The organism is Pseudomonas sp. NFPP25, assembly GCF_900116505.1.
Taxonomy (GTDB): domain Bacteria; phylum Pseudomonadota; class Gammaproteobacteria; order Pseudomonadales; family Pseudomonadaceae; genus Aquipseudomonas; species Aquipseudomonas protegens.
The window spans coordinates 98,339-114,431 of the sequence record NZ_FPBG01000004.1 but is presented as its reverse complement, the minus strand read 5'-3'; the positions used below and the strand labels follow the sequence as shown (position 1 = coordinate 114,431).

Annotated in this window: 15 protein-coding genes; 6 read left to right on the top strand and 9 right to left on the bottom strand. The window is 64.4% G+C overall.

Annotated features, from left to right (window positions below; genetic code table 11):
* Positions 1-193 precede the first annotated feature (193 nt).
* Together BM382_RS16770 and BM382_RS16765 are read left to right on the top strand one after the other, a co-directional pair.
* Complete coding sequence (locus BM382_RS16770; RefSeq protein WP_072443363.1) at positions 194-1,192, top strand: FecR family protein; 999 nt, start codon at positions 194-196, stop codon at positions 1,190-1,192.
* An 18-nt stretch (positions 1,193-1,210) separates the two neighbouring features.
* Positions 1,211-3,529 carry a CHASE2 domain-containing protein gene (locus BM382_RS16765; protein ID WP_072443361.1) on the top strand — a complete coding sequence of 773 codons (2,319 nt, stop codon included), beginning with the start codon at positions 1,211-1,213 and terminating at the stop codon, positions 3,527-3,529.
* 180 nt (positions 3,530-3,709) lie between these two features.
* Here the strand turns inward: BM382_RS16765 and BM382_RS16760 are convergent, their stop codons facing one another.
* The 4 genes from BM382_RS16760 to glyQ form a co-directional block, all read right to left on the bottom strand.
* Positions 3,710-4,480 (bottom strand): lysophospholipid acyltransferase family protein, encoded by a 771-nt coding sequence (locus tag BM382_RS16760; protein WP_011058401.1) that lies wholly within the window; start codon positions 4,478-4,480, stop codon positions 3,710-3,712.
* Positions 4,481-4,563: 83 nt separating this feature from the next.
* Positions 4,564-5,097 (bottom strand): D-glycero-beta-D-manno-heptose 1,7-bisphosphate 7-phosphatase, encoded by a 534-nt coding sequence (gmhB, locus tag BM382_RS16755; RefSeq protein WP_011058402.1) that lies wholly within the window; start codon positions 5,095-5,097, stop codon positions 4,564-4,566.
* A gap of 17 nt (positions 5,098-5,114) precedes the next feature.
* Complete coding sequence (gene glyS, locus BM382_RS16750) at positions 5,115-7,169, bottom strand: glycine--tRNA ligase subunit beta (RefSeq protein WP_015633612.1); 2,055 nt, start codon at positions 7,167-7,169, stop codon at positions 5,115-5,117.
* Positions 7,166-8,119 carry a glycine--tRNA ligase subunit alpha gene (glyQ, locus tag BM382_RS16745; RefSeq protein ID WP_003177094.1) on the bottom strand — a complete coding sequence of 318 codons (954 nt, stop codon included), beginning with the start codon at positions 8,117-8,119 and terminating at the stop codon, positions 7,166-7,168. Before glyQ ends, glyS begins: the two co-directional genes overlap by 4 nt.
* An 81-nt stretch (positions 8,120-8,200) precedes the next feature.
* Here glyQ and tag point away from each other — a divergent pair, with 81 nt between their 5' ends.
* The 3 genes from tag (at position 8,201) to BM382_RS16730 (ending at position 10,006) form a co-directional block, all read left to right on the top strand.
* A complete protein-coding gene (gene tag / locus BM382_RS16740; protein ID WP_011058404.1) occupies positions 8,201-8,764 on the top strand; it encodes a DNA-3-methyladenine glycosylase I in 564 nt (187 codons plus the stop codon).
* Positions 8,765-8,806: 42 nt separating this feature from the next.
* Positions 8,807-9,694: a lysophospholipid acyltransferase gene (locus BM382_RS16735; protein WP_011058405.1), complete on the top strand. Its 888-nt coding sequence runs from the start codon at positions 8,807-8,809 to the stop codon at positions 9,692-9,694.
* 72 nt (positions 9,695-9,766) lie between these two features.
* The gene (locus tag BM382_RS16730) at positions 9,767-10,006 is read left to right on the top strand and encodes a PilZ domain-containing protein (protein ID WP_011058406.1); all 240 of its coding nucleotides are present in this window, start codon (positions 9,767-9,769) and stop codon (positions 10,004-10,006) included.
* A gap of 171 nt (positions 10,007-10,177) precedes the next feature.
* Here BM382_RS16730 and BM382_RS16725 read toward each other — a convergent pair whose 3' ends face one another.
* From BM382_RS16725 to def, 5 genes are all read right to left on the bottom strand, one after another.
* Complete coding sequence (locus BM382_RS16725) at positions 10,178-10,495, bottom strand: tetratricopeptide repeat protein (protein WP_072443360.1); 318 nt, start codon at positions 10,493-10,495, stop codon at positions 10,178-10,180.
* A gap of 124 nt (positions 10,496-10,619) precedes the next feature.
* The gene (gene trkA / locus BM382_RS16720) at positions 10,620-11,993 is read right to left on the bottom strand and encodes a Trk system potassium transporter TrkA (protein ID WP_011058408.1); all 1,374 of its coding nucleotides are present in this window, start codon (positions 11,991-11,993) and stop codon (positions 10,620-10,622) included.
* 22 nt (positions 11,994-12,015) lie between these two features.
* Complete coding sequence (gene rsmB / locus BM382_RS16715; RefSeq protein ID WP_072443358.1) at positions 12,016-13,341, bottom strand: 16S rRNA (cytosine(967)-C(5))-methyltransferase RsmB; 1,326 nt, start codon at positions 13,339-13,341, stop codon at positions 12,016-12,018.
* Complete coding sequence (gene fmt, locus BM382_RS16710) at positions 13,338-14,297, bottom strand: methionyl-tRNA formyltransferase (RefSeq protein ID WP_015633615.1); 960 nt, start codon at positions 14,295-14,297, stop codon at positions 13,338-13,340. Before fmt ends, rsmB begins: the two co-directional genes overlap by 4 nt.
* A 69-nt stretch (positions 14,298-14,366) precedes the next feature.
* Entirely contained in the window at positions 14,367-14,873 is a 507-nt protein-coding gene (def, locus tag BM382_RS16705) for a peptide deformylase (RefSeq protein WP_011058411.1), read from the bottom strand.
* 153 nt (positions 14,874-15,026) lie between these two features.
* Between def and BM382_RS16700 the strand changes: the two genes are divergently transcribed.
* On the top strand, positions 15,027-16,037 hold the full coding sequence (locus BM382_RS16700) for a LysM peptidoglycan-binding domain-containing protein (protein WP_072443353.1): 1,011 nt from the start codon (positions 15,027-15,029) through the stop codon (positions 16,035-16,037).
* The last annotated feature ends 56 nt before the right edge of the window (positions 16,038-16,093 follow it).

The following is a 16,093-nucleotide window of genomic DNA, read 5'->3' as shown; positions in this document are numbered from 1 at the left end:
GGGCGACCTGTCGCTCCGGTTCCGACACAGGGACGTGTCACTTTCTTCTCGCCCTGTCCTGTTTCCGCCCTCGCCCGACCGGGTTCCTGTCTTTGGGCGACATCCCGCAGCGTTCGGCTTTCTGCCAACGATCTGCCTCAGGTATGGTGCGTAGGATTTCGCCGCGGTTTTCCCAAAGGCTCTAAGCACATCCATGAATGACCTCTGCCCTTTTCCGTCCACCGGCCGGCCTCAGGTCGCGCGTGTCGCCCTGCTGCTGGCCGGGCTGATTCTGCCGTTGTGTGCGGCACAGGCGGCAGCGCCACGGCTGCCCTATATCGATGACAACCAGCAGTGCCGTGGCCAGCCCCTGCCGGCGACGGTGGAACACCTGACCGGCGAAGCCTGGAAACTGGACGCCAAGGGACGCGAGGTGCTCCTGCAGGAAGGCATGAGCATCGATGAGAAGGAAGGGGTCAGGACCTCGCCGTCGGCCTTCGTCAGCCTGTCCCTGGGAGACGGTTCGCGGGTGGTGCTGCCTTCCAGTTCCCAGGTCACCCTGCAACTCAATAACCAGTACGCCATCCCTCAGGTTGTGCTGGAGCAGGGCCAGATCGAGTCCTACGTGATCAAGCGCACCAGTGATCACGACCGTTTCCAGATCGTTACGCCGGTGGGCGTGCTGGGGGTTCGCGGTACTCACTTCCGGGTACGCAATGACGATCAGCAATCCCTGGTGGAGGTGCTCAATGGCCAGGTGGCGGTGAATCGCGAAGAGGACGCGCCGCAGCCGGCACCGCGGCGTACGCGTCAACGCCCTGTGGATAAACCGGCAGGCCCGGTGCCGGGTGAAGTCCAGGTCATGGCGCGCCAGGGGCTGCGGATCCAGAAACAGGGCGAGCTCAAGCCGGTGGAACTGCTGTCCGCGCCGAGGCTGCTGGGGCAGGCCGGACAGACCGGTGCCCTGCCCGTCTGGCAACTGATCCTGCAACCTTTGCCCGGGGCCAGCCGCTACCGGGCCCAGGTCGCCACCGACAAGGACTTCCTGAACATCAAGCAGGAGCAGTTCTCCAGCACCCCGCAGGTCAACTTCACCGGCTTGCAGGCATTTTTTTATCACGTGCGTCTTTCGGCGTTCGATGAGCACGGCCTGGAAGGCGAAACCGGGGTCTATGACATCTTTTATTACCCCAGGACCACCCGTGTTGAATAACGCTCCGGTGGGCCGTCCATGAGCGTGTGGCGCCGTCGGGCCGAAGGCCGTGAACCGACCCAGGCTCAGCGCCTGTTCCGCGGGCTGGTGCGGGAGTGGCTGTGGGTCAGCCTGATTCTTCTGCCGCTGACTGCGGTGTTGTCCCTGAGCCACGGCCTGGCCCTGAACAATCTGTTCTACGACAACCTGCGGCGCTTCACCCCGCTACCGGTGGACCCGCGCATCCTGCTGGTGACCATCGACGACTACAGCTTGCAGCAACTGGGGCGCTGGCCCTGGCCGCGGGCCATTCATGGCCAACTGCTGGACCGGCTGAGCGCGGCCGAGGCCAAAGGGGTGCTGTTCGATGTGATCCTCAGTGAACCCGGCAGCACGGTGGAAAACGACACCCGCCTGGCTGCCGCCCTGTGCCGGGCCGGCAATGTGTTCCTGCCGGTGCTGCGCCAGGGCGTTGCCCGCTATGGCCAGGACATTGAGGAAATCCCGCCGGTGCCGCTGCTGCGCAATTGCGCCCGCGGCCTGGGCCATATCAATGCCGAAGCGGATGCCGATGGCACGGTGCGCAGCGTGTACCTGCGCGAAGGCCCGATGCTGGCTCCCCGGGCGCAACTGACATGGCTGCTGTACCAACTGACCGAAGCCGAGCCGGCATTCCCCCATATGCCCGGGCCCGGTGAACCTCGCGTGGCCCAGGGGTGGCTGCGGTCCAACCCGGTGCGCATTCCCTTTATCAGCGCCGACGCCGGCTTTCCCAGCGTGCCCTATGTCAGCGTGCTGCGGGGCGAAGTGCCGCCGGAGCTGCTGCGCGACCGGCTGATCCTGGTGGGCTCCACGGCCCCGGGGCTGGGGGACCGCTACGTGACCCCGCAATCCGGCAGCCAGGGCACCACCCCGGGGGTGGAGATCCAGGCCAACCTGCTCAACGGCCTGCTCCAGCATCGCAGCGTGGTTGCCCTGGGCCAGTGGTCGGGGATGCTGCTGTCCATGGCCCTGACCGCTGTGTTGCTGGGCCTGTTGCTGTGGCGGCCGCGCCACGCGCTGTGGATAACCCTGGGTTGCATGGGGCTGGGCCTGGCGGGCTCGGTATTGATGCTGCGGCTGGGCTACTGGTGGTCGCCGGTGGCCAGCCTGCTGGGCATGCTGCTGGCCTACCTGATCTGGAACTGGCGCCGGCTGAGCGTGATCCTGGCCTACTTCGGCTGGGAACTGGCGCGCCTGGACAGCGAGCCCAAGGTGTTGCCGGAACGCCGGCGCAGCCAGGCCCCGGCCGGGGATGTGCTGCAGGGGCAGATCGTCGCTCTGGAGCAGGCCCTGAGCCGCACCCGGGACACCCGGCGTTTTATCGCCGATGGCCTGGAGTACCTGCCGGTGGCGACCCTGATCAGCGACCCCGACGGCAAGATCCTGCTGGCCAACCGCAATGCACGGGAAGTGTTTGCCCATTCCCTGGTGGGTGAAGGGCTGATTGCCCAGTTGGCTGCCCTGGGTTACCCGGGCCTGACGGAACCGGCCTTGTACCCCCGGCTGGAACAACTGCCGGCGGTGGAGTTCCGTGATGTTCAGCAGCGCAGCCTGCGCATGGAACTGGCGCCGCTGCTGCCGGTGGACAGCGATACCGCCATTGGCTGGCTGCTGAGCCTCACCGACCTCAGCGTCGAGCGCGACGCCGAACAGCAACGCAGCGTGCTGTTGCGCTTTCTGTCCCATGATCTGCGCGCGCCCCATTCGGCGATCCTGGCCTTGCTGGATGTGCAGCGCCATCAGCCGGCGACGCCCCGGCAGGTGTACGGCCAGATCGAACAGCAGGTACGCCGGGCCTTGGCTCTGACCGAGGCCTTCGTGCAGTTGGCCAAGGCCGAGTCGGAGGCCTACCAGTTCGAACCGAGCATGTTCGCCATGCTGGTGCTGGACGCCTTCGATCAGGCCACGACCCTGGCCCAGTTGAAGGACATTCACCTGGAGCATGACCTGGACGACGAGGCCGAAGGCCTGGTGCTGGCGGACCAGTCGCTACTGACCCGGGCGCTGTTCAACCTGCTGGAAAACGCCATCAAGTACAGCCCGGTGGAGTCCAGGGTGAGTGTGCGGGTCAGTTGTACCTCAGGCTGGCTGCGCTGCGAGATCAGCGATGAAGGCCGGGGTATCGATGCCGCGGATCTGCCCCAGCTGTTCGGCCAGTACCAGCGTTTTGCTTCGGCCAAGGGCATTGATGGCCTGGGCCTGGGCTTGTCCATGGTCAAGGCGGTGGTGGACCGGCATCAGGGCCGTATCAGTTGCCAGAGCGTGGTGGGTCGGGGCTCTTGCTTCATCCTCGAACTGCCTTTGCTGGAGGAATGAAGGGCCGGGAATATCCCAGGTGAAAAAAACCGGCTCCAAGGCCGGTTTTTTTGTCTGCTGAAAAACTTATGCACGTTTTTCCACATTTTATGAGCTTGGGAAATATATATATAAATCAGTGATTTATAATTCGATTTCAAGCCTTGTAGGAAAAGTCGTACACAGGTTATCCACAGAAGCTCATACAGCAACCTTATCCGTAGAAGTGGCCAATGGTGGCAATGAGCCCATATCCCGTTGAGCCTGTTCATTCCAGGCCGCCACCCGGTCATTGAGCTCGGCGATGGCCCGCGGGCCGCTGCCTTCGGCATACATCGGCGCGCCGATGGTCACGGTGATGGTGCCGGGGCGCTTGGCCCAGCCGGTCTTCGGCCAGAACTTGCCCGCGTTGTGGGCCACCGGCAGCACCGGCAGGTCGGCATTCACCGCCAGGGCGCTGCCGCTGCGGGAAAACTTGCCGATCTGGCCGTGGGGCACACGGGTGCCTTCAGGGAAGATCAGTACCCAGACATTGTCCTTGAGCAACTCGTCGCCCTTGCTCGCCACCTGCTTGAGGGCAGCCTTGGGGTTGTCCCGGTCAATGGCGATGGGCCGCAGCATGGCCATGGCCCAGCCGAAAAACGGCACATACAGCAGCTCGCGCTTGAGCACCTGGCTCAGGGGCTCGAAGTAGGCCGAGAGAAAGAAGGTTTCCCAGGTGCTCTGGTGATTGGAAACGATCACGCAAGGCCGCTCGGGGACGTTTTCCGCGCCCTTCACTTCCACGCGGATATTGAGGAATACCTTGGTCAGCCACAGCGCGCAGCGACACCAGTAGACGTTGATAAAGCGATAGCGCGCCTTGAATGGGAGGAACGGCGCGATAAAAAAGCTCAGGGAGCACCACAGCAAGGAACTGGTGCCCAGTAGCAGGTAAAAGAAAAAGGTTCTGATGGCCTGCAGGATCGACATAGCGGCATTTACCATTGCGGGCATTGCCCGCCTGTTAAAAAGCGCTCTCCCGAACAGTCCTTGGTCAGGATGCCAGAAGGGGCCTAATTGTGGATAAGTTCAGCGGCAACGGCCGCCAGGTCGTCAAAAATCAAGGTGCCTACCGGCAGGGTTTTCCCCAGAGTCTTTTCGCCTTTCCCGGTCTTTACCAATACTGGCTGAGAGTCGACGGCTTTTGCGGCTTCCAGGTCACCGAGACTGTCACCGACAAACCATAGACCTGTCAGTTCTGCCTGGTAATGCTCGGCAATGGTTCGCAGCATGCCCGGTTTCGGTTTGCGGCAGGCGCACCCTTCGTCGGGCCCATGGGGGCAATAGACGATCAGCCCGACTTCGCCGCCCTGCTCCGCCACCAGTTCGCGCAGGCGCGCGTGCATGGCATCGAGGGTGGCCAGGTCGTAGTAGCCGCGAGCGATGCCGGACTGGTTGGTGGCGATCGCCACCGTCCAGCCGGCCTTGCTCAACTGCGCAATGGCTTCGATCGCGCCGGGGAGCGGAATCCACTCCTGCACCGATTTGATGTAGGCATCGGAGTCGTGATTGATCACGCCGTCACGATCGAGTATCAGCAGTTTCACAGCAGTTCCCTACCTGATCAGCTCAGTACCGAAATGTCGGCCACGCCCAGGAACAGGCCCCGCAGCCGCGCCAGCAGCGCGTAGCGGTTGGCCCGTACATTGGCGTCCTCGGCATTGACCATCACCGCCTCGAAGAAGGCGTCCACCGGCTCGCGCAGGGCAGCCAGGCGGGCCAGGGTCTCGCTGTACTGGCGGGCAGCGGCCATGGGCTGTACAGCCTGGTCCGCTTGCTGGATCGCCGAGTACAGGGAGAACTCGTTGGCGTTGTCGAAGTACTTGGCTTCGATGGTGGTCGGCACATTGCCTTCGATCTTGCTCAGCAGGTTCGACACGCGCTTGTTCACCGCAGCCAGGGCGGCGGCTTCCGGCAGTTTGCGGAAGGCCTGCACGGCTTGCACGCGCTGGTCGAAGTCCAGGGCCGAACCCGGCTTCAGGGCACGCACCGAGAGGTAGGTGGCCACATCCACGCCTTCGTCTTCGTAACGGGCACGCAGGCGGTCGAAGATGAACTCCAGCACCTGGTCGGCCAGGCCGGCGGCCTTGACCTTGCTGCCGAAGGCGCTGACGGCGAAGGCCACGGCGTCGTTCAGGTCGAGGTCGAACTTCTTCTCGATCAGGATCCGCAGCACGCCCAGTGCCGCGCGACGCAGGGCGTAGGGGTCCTTGCTGCCGGTGGGCAGCATGCCGATGCCGAAGATCCCCACCAGGGTGTCCAGCTTGTCGGCGATGGCCACGGCGGCACCGGTCACGGTGCTGGGCAGCTCGGCGCCGGCGCCACGTGGCATGTACTGCTCGTTCAGGGCCAGGGCGACATCTTCCGGCTCGCCGTCATTGAGGGCGTAGTAGTAGCCGGCGATACCTTGCATCTCCGGGAACTCGCCGACCATCTCGGTGGCCAGGTCGCACTTGGACAGCAGGCCGGCGCGTGCGGCGCGCTGGGCGTCGCCGCCGATGCGCGGGGCAATGAAGGCGGCCAGCTTGGAGATCCGCTCGGCCTTGTCGTAGACGCTGCCGAGTTTTTCCTGGAAGACCACGTTCTGCAGGCGCAGGTTGAAGTCTTCGAGCTTCTGCTTCTTGTCCTGCTTGAAGAAGAACTCGGCGTCGGTCAGGCGTGGGCGCACGACTTTCTCGTTGCCCTCGATGATCTGGCGCGGGTCCTTGCTCTCGATGTTGGCCACGGTGATGAAGCGCGGCAGCAGCTTGCCGTCCACGTCCAGCAGGCAGAAGTACTTCTGGTTGTCCTGCATGGTGGTGATCAGGGCTTCCTGGGGCACTTCGAGGAAGCGTTCCTCGAACGAGCACACCAGTGGCACCGGCCATTCGACCAGGGCAGTCACTTCGTCCAGCAGGTCCGCCGGGACGATCGCCGTGCCTTCCTGCAGGGTCGCCAGTTCCGCGGTGCGCTTGCTGATCAGCTCGCGACGCTCGTTGGCGTCGGCCAGCACGTAGGCGGCACGCAGGTCGGCCAGGTAGTTGGCCGGCGCGGTGATGCGCACGCTTTGCGGGTGGTGGAAGCGGTGGCCGCGGGAGTCGCGACCGGCCTTCTGGGCGAGGATGGTGCAGTCGATGACCTCATCGCCCAGCAGCATCACCAGCCATTGAGTCGGGCGCACGAACTCTTCCTTGCGCGCGGCCCAGCGCATGCGCTTGGGAATCGGCAGGTCGTTCAGCGAATCTTCGACGATGGTTGGCAGCAGGCTGGCGGTCGGCTTGCCCTTGATGCTCTGGCTGTAGCGCAGTTTCGGGCCGCTCTGGTCGATCTCGCTGAGTTCGACGCCGCACTTCTTGGCAAAGCCCAGGGCCGCCTGGGTCGGGTTGCCTTCAGCATCGAAGGCTGCCTGGCGTGGCGGGCCGTCGAGGTTGATGCTGCGATCCGGCTGCTGGGTGGCCAGTTGGGTGATCAGCACCGCCAGGCGCCGTGGCGCGGCGTATACGTGCTTGGCCTGGAAGCTCAGGCCGGCGCTCTGCAGGCCTTTTTCGATGCCGGCCAGAAAGGCTTCGGCCAGGGTGTTCAGGGCTTTGGGTGGCAGTTCTTCAGTGCCCAGTTCAACCAGAAAATCTTGCGCACTCATTGTGCCGCCTCCAACTTAGCCAACACTTCATCACGCAGGTCCGGGGTTGCCATCGGGAAGCCCAGCTTGGCACGGGCCAGCAGGTAGGCTTGCGCAACGGAACGCGCCAGGGTGCGCACACGCAGGATGTACTGCTGGCGTGCGGTGACCGAGATGGCCCGGCGTGCATCCAGCAGGTTGAAGGTGTGCGAGGCCTTGAGGACCATTTCATAGCTCGGCAGCGGCAGTGGCTGATCCAGTTCGATCAGGCGCTTGGCCTCGCTTTCGTAGAAATCGAACAGTTCGAACAGCTTCTCGACGTTGGCGTGTTCGAAGTTGTAGGTCGACTGCTCCACTTCGTTCTGGTGGAACACATCGCCATAGGTGACCTTGCCGAACGGGCCGTCGGCCCACACCAGGTCGTATACCGAATCCACGCCCTGCAGGTACATGGCCAGGCGTTCCAGGCCGTAGGTGATTTCACCGGTCACCGGGTAGCACTCGATGCCACCGGCTTGCTGGAAGTAGGTGAACTGAGTCACTTCCATGCCGTTGAGCCAGACTTCCCAGCCCAGGCCCCAGGCGCCCAGGGTCGGCGATTCCCAGTTGTCCTCGACGAAGCGGATGTCGTGCACCAGCGGGTCCAGGCCCACGTGCTTCAGGGAACCCAGGTACAGCTCCTGGAAGTTCTCCGGGTTGGGCTTCAAGACCACCTGGAACTGATAGTAGTGCTGCAGGCGGTTGGGGTTTTCGCCGTAGCGGCCGTCAGTCGGGCGACGACTGGGCTGCACATAAGCGGCGTTCCAGGTTTCCGGGCCGATGGCCCGCAGGAAGGTAGCGGTGTGGAAAGTGCCGGCGCCTACTTCCATATCGTAGGGCTGAAGTACCACACAACCTTGCTCGGCCCAGTACTGCTGGAGGGCGAGGATCAAGTCTTGGAAGGTACGCACGGCTGGCGTAGGCTGGCTCACGAAATTCACCTGTTACTTGGGCTGCGATTTAAGGAGCGGGAGTATACCCGATTCAGTCCTGCGCACGCCCCCTGGAGCCTTATGCCACGCTGCTTTTGGTGTTCCGAAGATCCGCTGTACATGGCTTATCACGATCAGGAGTGGGGCGTGCCGCTGCGCGATGGGCAGCGCTTGTTCGAGTTGTTATTGCTCGAAGGGTTCCAGGCCGGGCTGTCATGGATCACCGTGCTGAAGAAGCGCGAGCATTATCGCCAGGTGCTGTTCGGCTTCGATGTGCAGCGTGTGGCGCAGATGAGCGATGCCGAGATCGACGACCTGATGCAGGACCCGGGCATCATCCGCAACCGCCTCAAGCTCAACGCCGCGCGGCGCAATGCCCAGGCCTGGCTGGAGCTGGAAGACCCGGTGGCCTTTCTCTGGGCCTTCGTCGGTGGCGTGCCGAAGATCAACCATTTCAACGACCGCAGCGAAGTGCCGGCGGTGACGCCGGAGGCCGAAGCCATGAGCCGCGGCCTGCGCAAGGCCGGCTTCACTTTCGTCGGCCCGACCATCTGTTATGCGCTGATGCAGGCCTCGGGGATGGTCATGGACCACACCCTGGACTGTGATCGGTACGCCATCCTGGCCGATGCGCGGTTAGAATAGCCGGCTGGCGACACGCTTCATGACCAAGATCAGGAGTCATTTGTGGATAAGTTCAAAGGCGCCCTGCTGGTGGGTGCTCTGCGGTTGTTTGCCCTGCTGCCCTGGCGCGCGGTGCAGGCGGTCGGCGCAGCCATCGGCTGGATCATGTGGAAGACGCCCAATCGTTCCCGCGAGGTGGTGCGCATCAACCTGGCCAAGTGTTTTCCACAGATGGACCCGGCGGAACGCGAGCGCCTGGTAGGCCAGAGCCTGAAGGACATCGGCAAGTCCCTGACTGAAAGCGCCTGCGCCTGGATCTGGCCGGCCGAGCGTTCCATTGCCCTGGTGCGTGAAGTCGAGGGCCTGGAAGTACTCAAGGACGCCCTGGCCTCGGGCAAGGGCGTGGTTGGCATCACCAGCCACCTGGGCAACTGGGAAGTGCTCAACCACTTCTATTGCAGCCAGTGCAAACCGATCATTTTCTACCGTCCGCCCAAGCTCAAGGCGGTGGACGAACTGCTGCGCAAGCAGCGGGTGCAACTGGGCAACCGCGTGGCGGCTTCCACCAAGGAAGGCATCCTCAGCGTCATCAAGGAAGTGCGCAAAGGGGGGGCAGTGGGCATCCCCGCCGACCCGGAACCGGCCGAATCCGCCGGGATCTTCGTGCCCTTCTTCGCCACCCAGGCCCTGACCAGCAAGTTCGTGCCGAACATGCTGGCCGGCGGCAAGGCGGTCGGCGTGTTCCTCCATGCCCTGCGCCTGCCCGACGGCTCGGGCTACAAGGTGATCCTCGAAGCGGCGCCGGAAGACATGTACAGCACCGATACCGAAACCTCCTGCGCGGCCATGAGCAAGGTGGTCGAGCGTTATGTGGGGGCCTATCCGAGCCAGTACATGTGGAGCATGAAACGCTTCAAGAAGCGCCCGCCTGGCGAGGCGCGCTGGTACTGAGGGAGCTGGCACGATCTGTGGATAACCCCGCATCGGGAGTTATCCACAGCACACCGAACAAGGGCGCAGAAGATGTCCGATCATCGCAAGTCGTTCCGCATCAAGATTTCCCACGAAAGCATCGGCGAATGCCTGGGGCAGACCCGCAACCTGTCCGCCAGCGGCGTCTATGTACAGAGCCCGGCCCTGGCAAGACTGCCCAAGGGCGCGGTGGTCTACGGCCAGGTCCAGGGCCTGCCGGTGACGGCGCCGCGGGTGCGCATGGAAGTGGTGCAAGTGGACGCGGAAGGGATCGCCCTGCGCTACCTGTGAAATAGCCCTGTAGCCGTTGCCGAGCCCGCGAGGCTGCGAAAAGGACCAAAGGGCCTTGCTTGGCGCTCTCTTGTCGAGCCTGTGCGGGTCTTCAGAGCTAGCGAGCAGTGCATCGGAGTGCCGCCCAGCTCGTTCGCAGCCTGCAGCAGCGGCTACCGAGGAGGGGTGGGGTCAGCCTTGAGACTGGCGGTCGAGTTTTTTCAGGAACACCGTCATTTCCTTTTCCGCCTGCTTGTCGCCGTGGCCCCGGGCCGCTTCCAGGCCCTGTTCCCAGGCCTGGCGCGCTGCCGGCAGTTCGCCCTGCCCCTGGCAGGCCTTGCCCAGCAACTTCCACGCCGCGGAATACTTGGGGTCGAAGGCCACGCAACGTTGCAGGTGCTCGGCGGCCTTGGCGAAATCGCCCTGATCCAGGTAACCCTTGCCCAGGCCAAAGCGCAGCAGGGCGTTATCCACACCCTTGGCGAGCATTTTTTCCAGGGATTCAAGCATCGTTGTCACTCCTGTGGGCTCATGTAGCCGCCGCAGGTTGCGATCAGGCCCGCAGGGCCTTCGCAAGGGCAGCGCCTGCTGCGCAGTCGATCGCAGCCTTCGGCAGCGGCTACAGAGTTGTTGATCAGAAGAAGCTCAGGCCGACGTGGAACAGTTTCTCCACGTCGCGGATGTGTTTTTTATCCACAAGGAACAGGATCACGTGGTCGCCGGCTTCGATCACCGTGTCGTCGTGGGCGATCAGCACTTCTTCGTCGCGAATGATCGCGCCGATGGTGGTGCCCGGCGGCAGGCCGATGTTCTCGATGGCACGACCGATCACCTTGCTCGACTTGGCGTCGCCGTGGGCGATGGCCTCGATGGCTTCCGCCGCGCCCCGGCGCAGGGAGTGCACGCTGACGATATCGCCGCGGCGCACGTGGGCCAGCAGCGTGCCGATGGTGGCCAGCTGCGGGCTGATGGCGATGTCGATATCGCCACCCTGGATCAGGTCGACGTAGGCCGGGTTGTTGATGATGGTCATCACCTTCTTCGCTCCCAGGCGCTTGGCCAGCAGCGAGGACATGATGTTGGCTTCGTCGTCGTTGGTCAGGGCCAGGAAGATATCGGCGTCGGCGATGTTCTCTTCCAGCAGCAGGTCGCGGTCCGAGGCGCTGCCCTGCAGCACCACGGTGCTGTCCAGGGTGTCGGAGAGGTAGCGGCAGCGGGCCGGGTTCATCTCGATGATCTTCACCTGGTAGCGGCTTTCGATGGCTTCGGCCAGGCGCTCGCCGATCTGCCCGCCACCGGCGATGACGATGCGCTTGTAGGATTCCTCCAGGCGGCGCATCTCGCTCATCACCGCACGGATGTGGGCCTTGGCGGCGATGAAGAACACTTCGTCGTCGGCCTCGATCACCGTATCGCCCTTGGGCATGATCGGCCGGTCGCGACGGAAGATCGCCGCCACCCGGGTGTCGACGTTGGGCATGTGCTCGCGCAGCTGGCGCAGTTGCTGGCCCACCAGCGGGCCACCGTAGTAGGCCTTGACCGCCACCAGTTGCGCCTTGCCTTCGGCGAAGTCGATCACCTGCAGCGCACCGGGGTGCTCGATCAGGCGCTTGATGTAGTTGGTCACCACCTGCTCGGGGCTGATCAGCACGTCCACCGGAATCGCATCGTTGTCGAACAGCCCGGCGCGGGTCAGGTAGGCGGCTTCGCGCACCCGGGCGATCTTGGTCGGGGTGTGGAACAGGGTGTGGGCCACCTGGCAGGCGACCATGTTGGTCTCGTCGCTGTTGGTTACCGCCACCAGCATGTCGGCGTCGTCGGCGCCGGCCTGGCGCAGCACCGTCGGGAACGAGGCGCGGCCCTGCACGGTGCGGATGTCCAGGCGGTCGCCGAGGTCGCGCAGGCGTTCGCCGTCGGTGTCGACCACGGTGATATCGTTGGCTTCGCTGGCCAGGTGTTCCGCCAGCGTGCCACCCACTTGCCCGGCGCCGAGGATGATGATCTTCATCCAGTCACTCCCTTAAAACCGTTTAACCGCGTGCGGCGGCAATCTTGATCAGCTTGGCGTAGTAGAAGCCGTCGTGGCCGCCTTCTTGCGCCAGCAACTGGCGCCCGTGGGGCTGCTTGAGGCCGGCCGCAGGCTGCCCCAGTTGGCCGCCGATGTCCAATTCACGAGCACCCGGGGTGCGGGCCAGGAAGGCCTCGATGACCTCGGTGTTCTCGGTGGGCAGGGTCGAGCAGGTGGCGTAGAGCAGGATGCCGCCCACTTCCAGGGCCTGCCACATGGCATCCAGCAGTTCGCCTTGCAGTTGCGCCAGGGCGGCGATGTCTTCGGGCTGGCGGGTCAGCTTGATATCCGGATGGCGGCGGATCACCCCGGTGGCCGAGCATGGCGCGTCCAGCAGGATCCGCTGGAACGGCTTGCCGTCCCACCAGGCCTGGGTGTCGCGGCCATCGGCGGCGATCAATTGGGCGTCGAGCCCCAGGCGGTCGAGGTTTTCCCGTACCCGCACCAGGCGCTTGGCCTCCAGGTCCACCGCTACCACGCCGGCCAGGGCCGGTTGCACTTCGAGGATGTGGCAGGTCTTGCCGCCCGGGGCGCAGCAGGCGTCCAGCACCCGTTGCCCCGGCGCCAGTTCCAGCAGCTCGGCGGCCAGTTGCGCGGCCTCGTCCTGCACACTGATCCAGCCTTCGGCAAAGCCCGGCAGGCTGCGTACATCCAAGGCTTCGTCGAGGACGATGCCGTCCTGGCTATAGACGCAAGCCTTGGCCGCAACCCCCGCTTCGCTCAACAGCTTCAGGTAGGCATCGCGGGAGTGATGCCGGCGGTTGACCCGCAGGATCATCGGCGGGTGGGCGTTGTTGGCGGCGCAGATGGCTTCCCACTGCTCGGGCCAGAACGCCTTGAGGGATTTCTGCAACCAGCGCGGGTGCGCGGTGCGCACCACCGGGTCGTGCTCCAACTCGGCCAGCAGCGTTTCGCTTTCGCGTTGGGCACGGCGCAGCACGGCATTGAGCAGAGCCTTGGCCCAGGGCTTTTTCAGCTTGTCGGCGCAGCCCACGGTTTCACCGATGGCGGCGTGGGCCGGAACCCGGGTGTAGAGCAACTGATAGAGGCCCACCAGCAGCAATGCTTCGACATCGGCGTCGGCTGCCTTGAACGGCTTCTGCAGCAGCTTGGCCGCCAGCGCCGACAGCCGCGGCTGCCAGCGTGCGGTGCCGAAGGCCAGGTCCTGGGTGAAGCCGCGATCACGGGCCTCGACCTTGTCCAGCTGGATCGGCAGCGAGCTGTTGAGCGAGGCCTTGCCGTTGAGCACGGCAGTCAGCGCCTTGGCGGCGGCCAGGCGCGGGTTCATTGGGCCTCCGCTGCTGGGCCGAGCAGGGTGCCGATGGCGAATTTCTCGCGGCGGCTGTTGAACAGGTCGCTGAAGTTCAGCGCCTTGCCCCCGGGCAGTTGCAGGCGGGTCAGGCACAGCGCCTGCTCACCGCAGGCAACGATCAGGCCGTCCTTGCTGGCGCCGAGGATTTCCCCCGGCGCGCCCTTGCCTTCGGCCAGGGTGGCGGCCAGCACTTTCAGCGCTTCGCCATTCAAGCTGCTGTGGCAGATCGGCCAGGGGTTGAAGGCCCGCACCAGGCGCTCCAGTTCCACGGCCGGGCGGCTCCAGTCGATGCGCGCCTCGTCCTTGTTCAGCTTGTGGGCGTAAGTGGCCAGGCTGTCGTCCTGGACTTCGCCTTCCAGGGTGCCGGCGGCCAGGCCTTCGATGGCTTGCAGCACTGCGGGCGGGCCCATCTCGGCCAGGCGGTCGTGGAGGCTGCCGCCGGTATCTTCGGCGCTGATCGGGGTGCTGACCTTGAGTAGCATCGGCCCGGTATCCAGGCCGGCTTCCATGCGCATCACGGTCACCCCGCTTTGCGCGTCACCGGCTTGCACCGCACGCTGGATCGGCGCGGCACCGCGCCAGCGTGGCAACAGCGAAGCGTGGCTGTTGATGCAACCCAGGCGCGGAATATCCAGCACCGCCTGGGGCAGGATCAGGCCGTAGGCCACCACCACCATCAGGTCCGGCTTGAGCGCTGCCAGTTCGGCTTGAGCCTCGGCATTGCGCAAGGTCGGCGGTTGCAGCACGGGGATGTCGTTTTCCAGAGCAAGCTGCTTGACCGGACTGGGCATCAGCTTCTGCCCGCGCCCCGCCGGACGGTCCGGCTGGGTGTAGACCGCAACGATCTGGTAAGGGCTGTCGAGCAGGGCCTTGAGGTGTTCGGCGGCGAATTCGGGGGTGCCGGCAAAGACGATGCGCAGTGGCTCAGTCATGGGAATTCTCGATGTTAAACATGCGGAAAAGAAAAAGGCTTGCCGTAGCAAGCCTTTGCAAGACGGTCATCAAGCCTGCTGGCGATGCTGCTTTTCCAGCTTCTTCTTGATCCGGTCACGCTTGAGCGTGGACAGGTAGTCGACGAACAACTTGCCGTTCAGGTGGTCGCATTCGTGCTGGATGCACACGGCGAGCAAACCTTCGGCGATCAGTTCGTAGGGCTGGCCGTCGCGGTCCAGGGCCTTGATCTTGACCCGTTGCGGGCGGTCGACGTTTTCGTAGAAGCCCGGTACCGAAAGGCAGCCTTCCTGGTACTGGTCCATCTCGTCGGTCAGGGCTTCGAACTCGGGGTTGATGAACACCCGTGGTTCGCTGCGGTCTTCGGACAGGTCCATGACCACCACGCGTTTGTGCACGTTGACCTGGGTCGCCGCCAGACCGATGCCTGGGGCCTCATACATTGTTTCAAACATGTCGTCGACCAACTGACGCACTTCGTCGTCCACTACGGCCACTGGTTTGGCGATAGTGCGCAGGCGCGGATCAGGGAATTCGAGGATGTTTAAAATGGCCATAAGCGTAATTGCTACACGTGTGAAGTAAGGGCGGAGTCGGCGTCCGCGCAGGTTCTGGACCTGGGCCGCCGGTGCAAAACGTGCTCTGGGATGGAGCGAGCCGTGCAGGCTCTGGCGTTTCACGCGAACGCACATAATAAAGGGATTCAGCCCATGAGGAAATCACTGTTCGCCCTGCTGCTGGCGGGCTGGACCGCCATCGGCCAGGCCCAGGTGCAACTGCGGGACAGTTATCCACAGCACTATCGGGTGCAGCCGGGCGATACCCTGTGGAGCGTCGCCAGCCTGTATCTGCAGCAGCCCTGGCAATGGCGCGAGCTCTGGCCGGCGGGCTTCGCCGGGCAGATCTTCCCCGGCGACCGCCTGCAACTGGTGCGCAATGACGGCCCGCCACGCCTGCAGCTGGAGCGACCAGCGGCGCCGCCGACGGTCAAGCTCGCGCCCCAGGCCCGGCGCCTGCCCCCTGCCCCGATTCCGAGCATCCCCCTGCAAGCGATCAGCAGCTTCTTGCTGGACAACCGCATCGTCGATCAGCCCGGGGCCCTGGAGCAGGCGCCGTATATCGTGGCCGGCGAGGGCGAGCGGGTGCTGGGTGGCATGGGCGACCGGCTTTTCGCCCGTGGCCGGCTGGACCCAGAGCAGCCGGTCTATGAGCTGTTCCGCCAGGGCAAGGTCTACCGCGACCCCCTGAGCCAGGAACTGCTGGGGGTCAACGCCGACGCCATTGGCAGCGCCCGGGTGGTGGCGAGCGAAGGTGACCTGGCCACCCTCGCCTTGCAGAGCAGCAACCAGGAAGTGCGCCTGGGTGATCGCTTGCTGGCCGCCGATACCTCGGGGTTGCCGGGCTCCTTCAGCCCCAGTGCCCCGCAACGGCCGGTGGAAGGGCTAATCATCGACGTGCCCCGAGGGGTCACCCAGATCGGCGCCCTGGATGTGGTGACCCTCAACCGCGGGCGCCGCGACGGGCTGCTGGAGGGCAACGTGCTGGCGGTGATCAAGACCGGGGAAACCGTACGCGACCGGCAAACCGGCGAGCCGCTGAAAATCCCCGACGAGGCGGCCGGCTGGCTGATGGTGTTCCGCAGCTACGACAGGCTCAGCTACGGATTGGTACTCAAGGCCACGCGTTCGCTGGCGGTGCTGGACAAGGTCCGCAACCCCTGAGGAAGATCTTTCCTCAACAAGTTACCAACAGAGTTATCCACAGCTTGTTCCAGCTC

Excerpts from the sequence above, each read along its gene's own strand:
- BM382_RS16770 (WP_072443363.1), top strand. The coding sequence starts at position 194 with ATGAATGACCTCTGCCCTTTTCCGTCCACCGGCCGGCCTCAGGTCGCG.
- BM382_RS16765 (WP_072443361.1), top strand. The coding sequence starts at position 1,211 with ATGAGCGTGTGGCGCCGTCGGGCCGAAGGCCGTGAACCGACCCAGGCT.
- BM382_RS16760 (WP_011058401.1), bottom strand. The coding sequence starts at position 4,480 with ATGTCGATCCTGCAGGCCATCAGAACCTTTTTCTTTTACCTGCTACTG.
- glyS (WP_015633612.1), bottom strand. The coding sequence starts at position 7,169 with ATGAGTGCGCAAGATTTTCTGGTTGAACTGGGCACTGAAGAACTGCCA.
- tag (WP_011058404.1), top strand. The coding sequence starts at position 8,201 with ATGCCACGCTGCTTTTGGTGTTCCGAAGATCCGCTGTACATGGCTTAT.
- BM382_RS16730 (WP_011058406.1), top strand. The coding sequence starts at position 9,767 with ATGTCCGATCATCGCAAGTCGTTCCGCATCAAGATTTCCCACGAAAGC.
- BM382_RS16725 (WP_072443360.1), bottom strand. The coding sequence starts at position 10,495 with ATGCTTGAATCCCTGGAAAAAATGCTCGCCAAGGGTGTGGATAACGCC.
- trkA (WP_011058408.1), bottom strand. The coding sequence starts at position 11,993 with ATGAAGATCATCATCCTCGGCGCCGGGCAAGTGGGTGGCACGCTGGCG.
- rsmB (WP_072443358.1), bottom strand. The coding sequence starts at position 13,341 with ATGAACCCGCGCCTGGCCGCCGCCAAGGCGCTGACTGCCGTGCTCAAC.
- fmt (WP_015633615.1), bottom strand. The coding sequence starts at position 14,297 with ATGACTGAGCCACTGCGCATCGTCTTTGCCGGCACCCCCGAATTCGCC.
- def (WP_011058411.1), bottom strand. The coding sequence starts at position 14,873 with ATGGCCATTTTAAACATCCTCGAATTCCCTGATCCGCGCCTGCGCACT.
- BM382_RS16700 (WP_072443353.1), top strand. The coding sequence starts at position 15,027 with ATGAGGAAATCACTGTTCGCCCTGCTGCTGGCGGGCTGGACCGCCATC.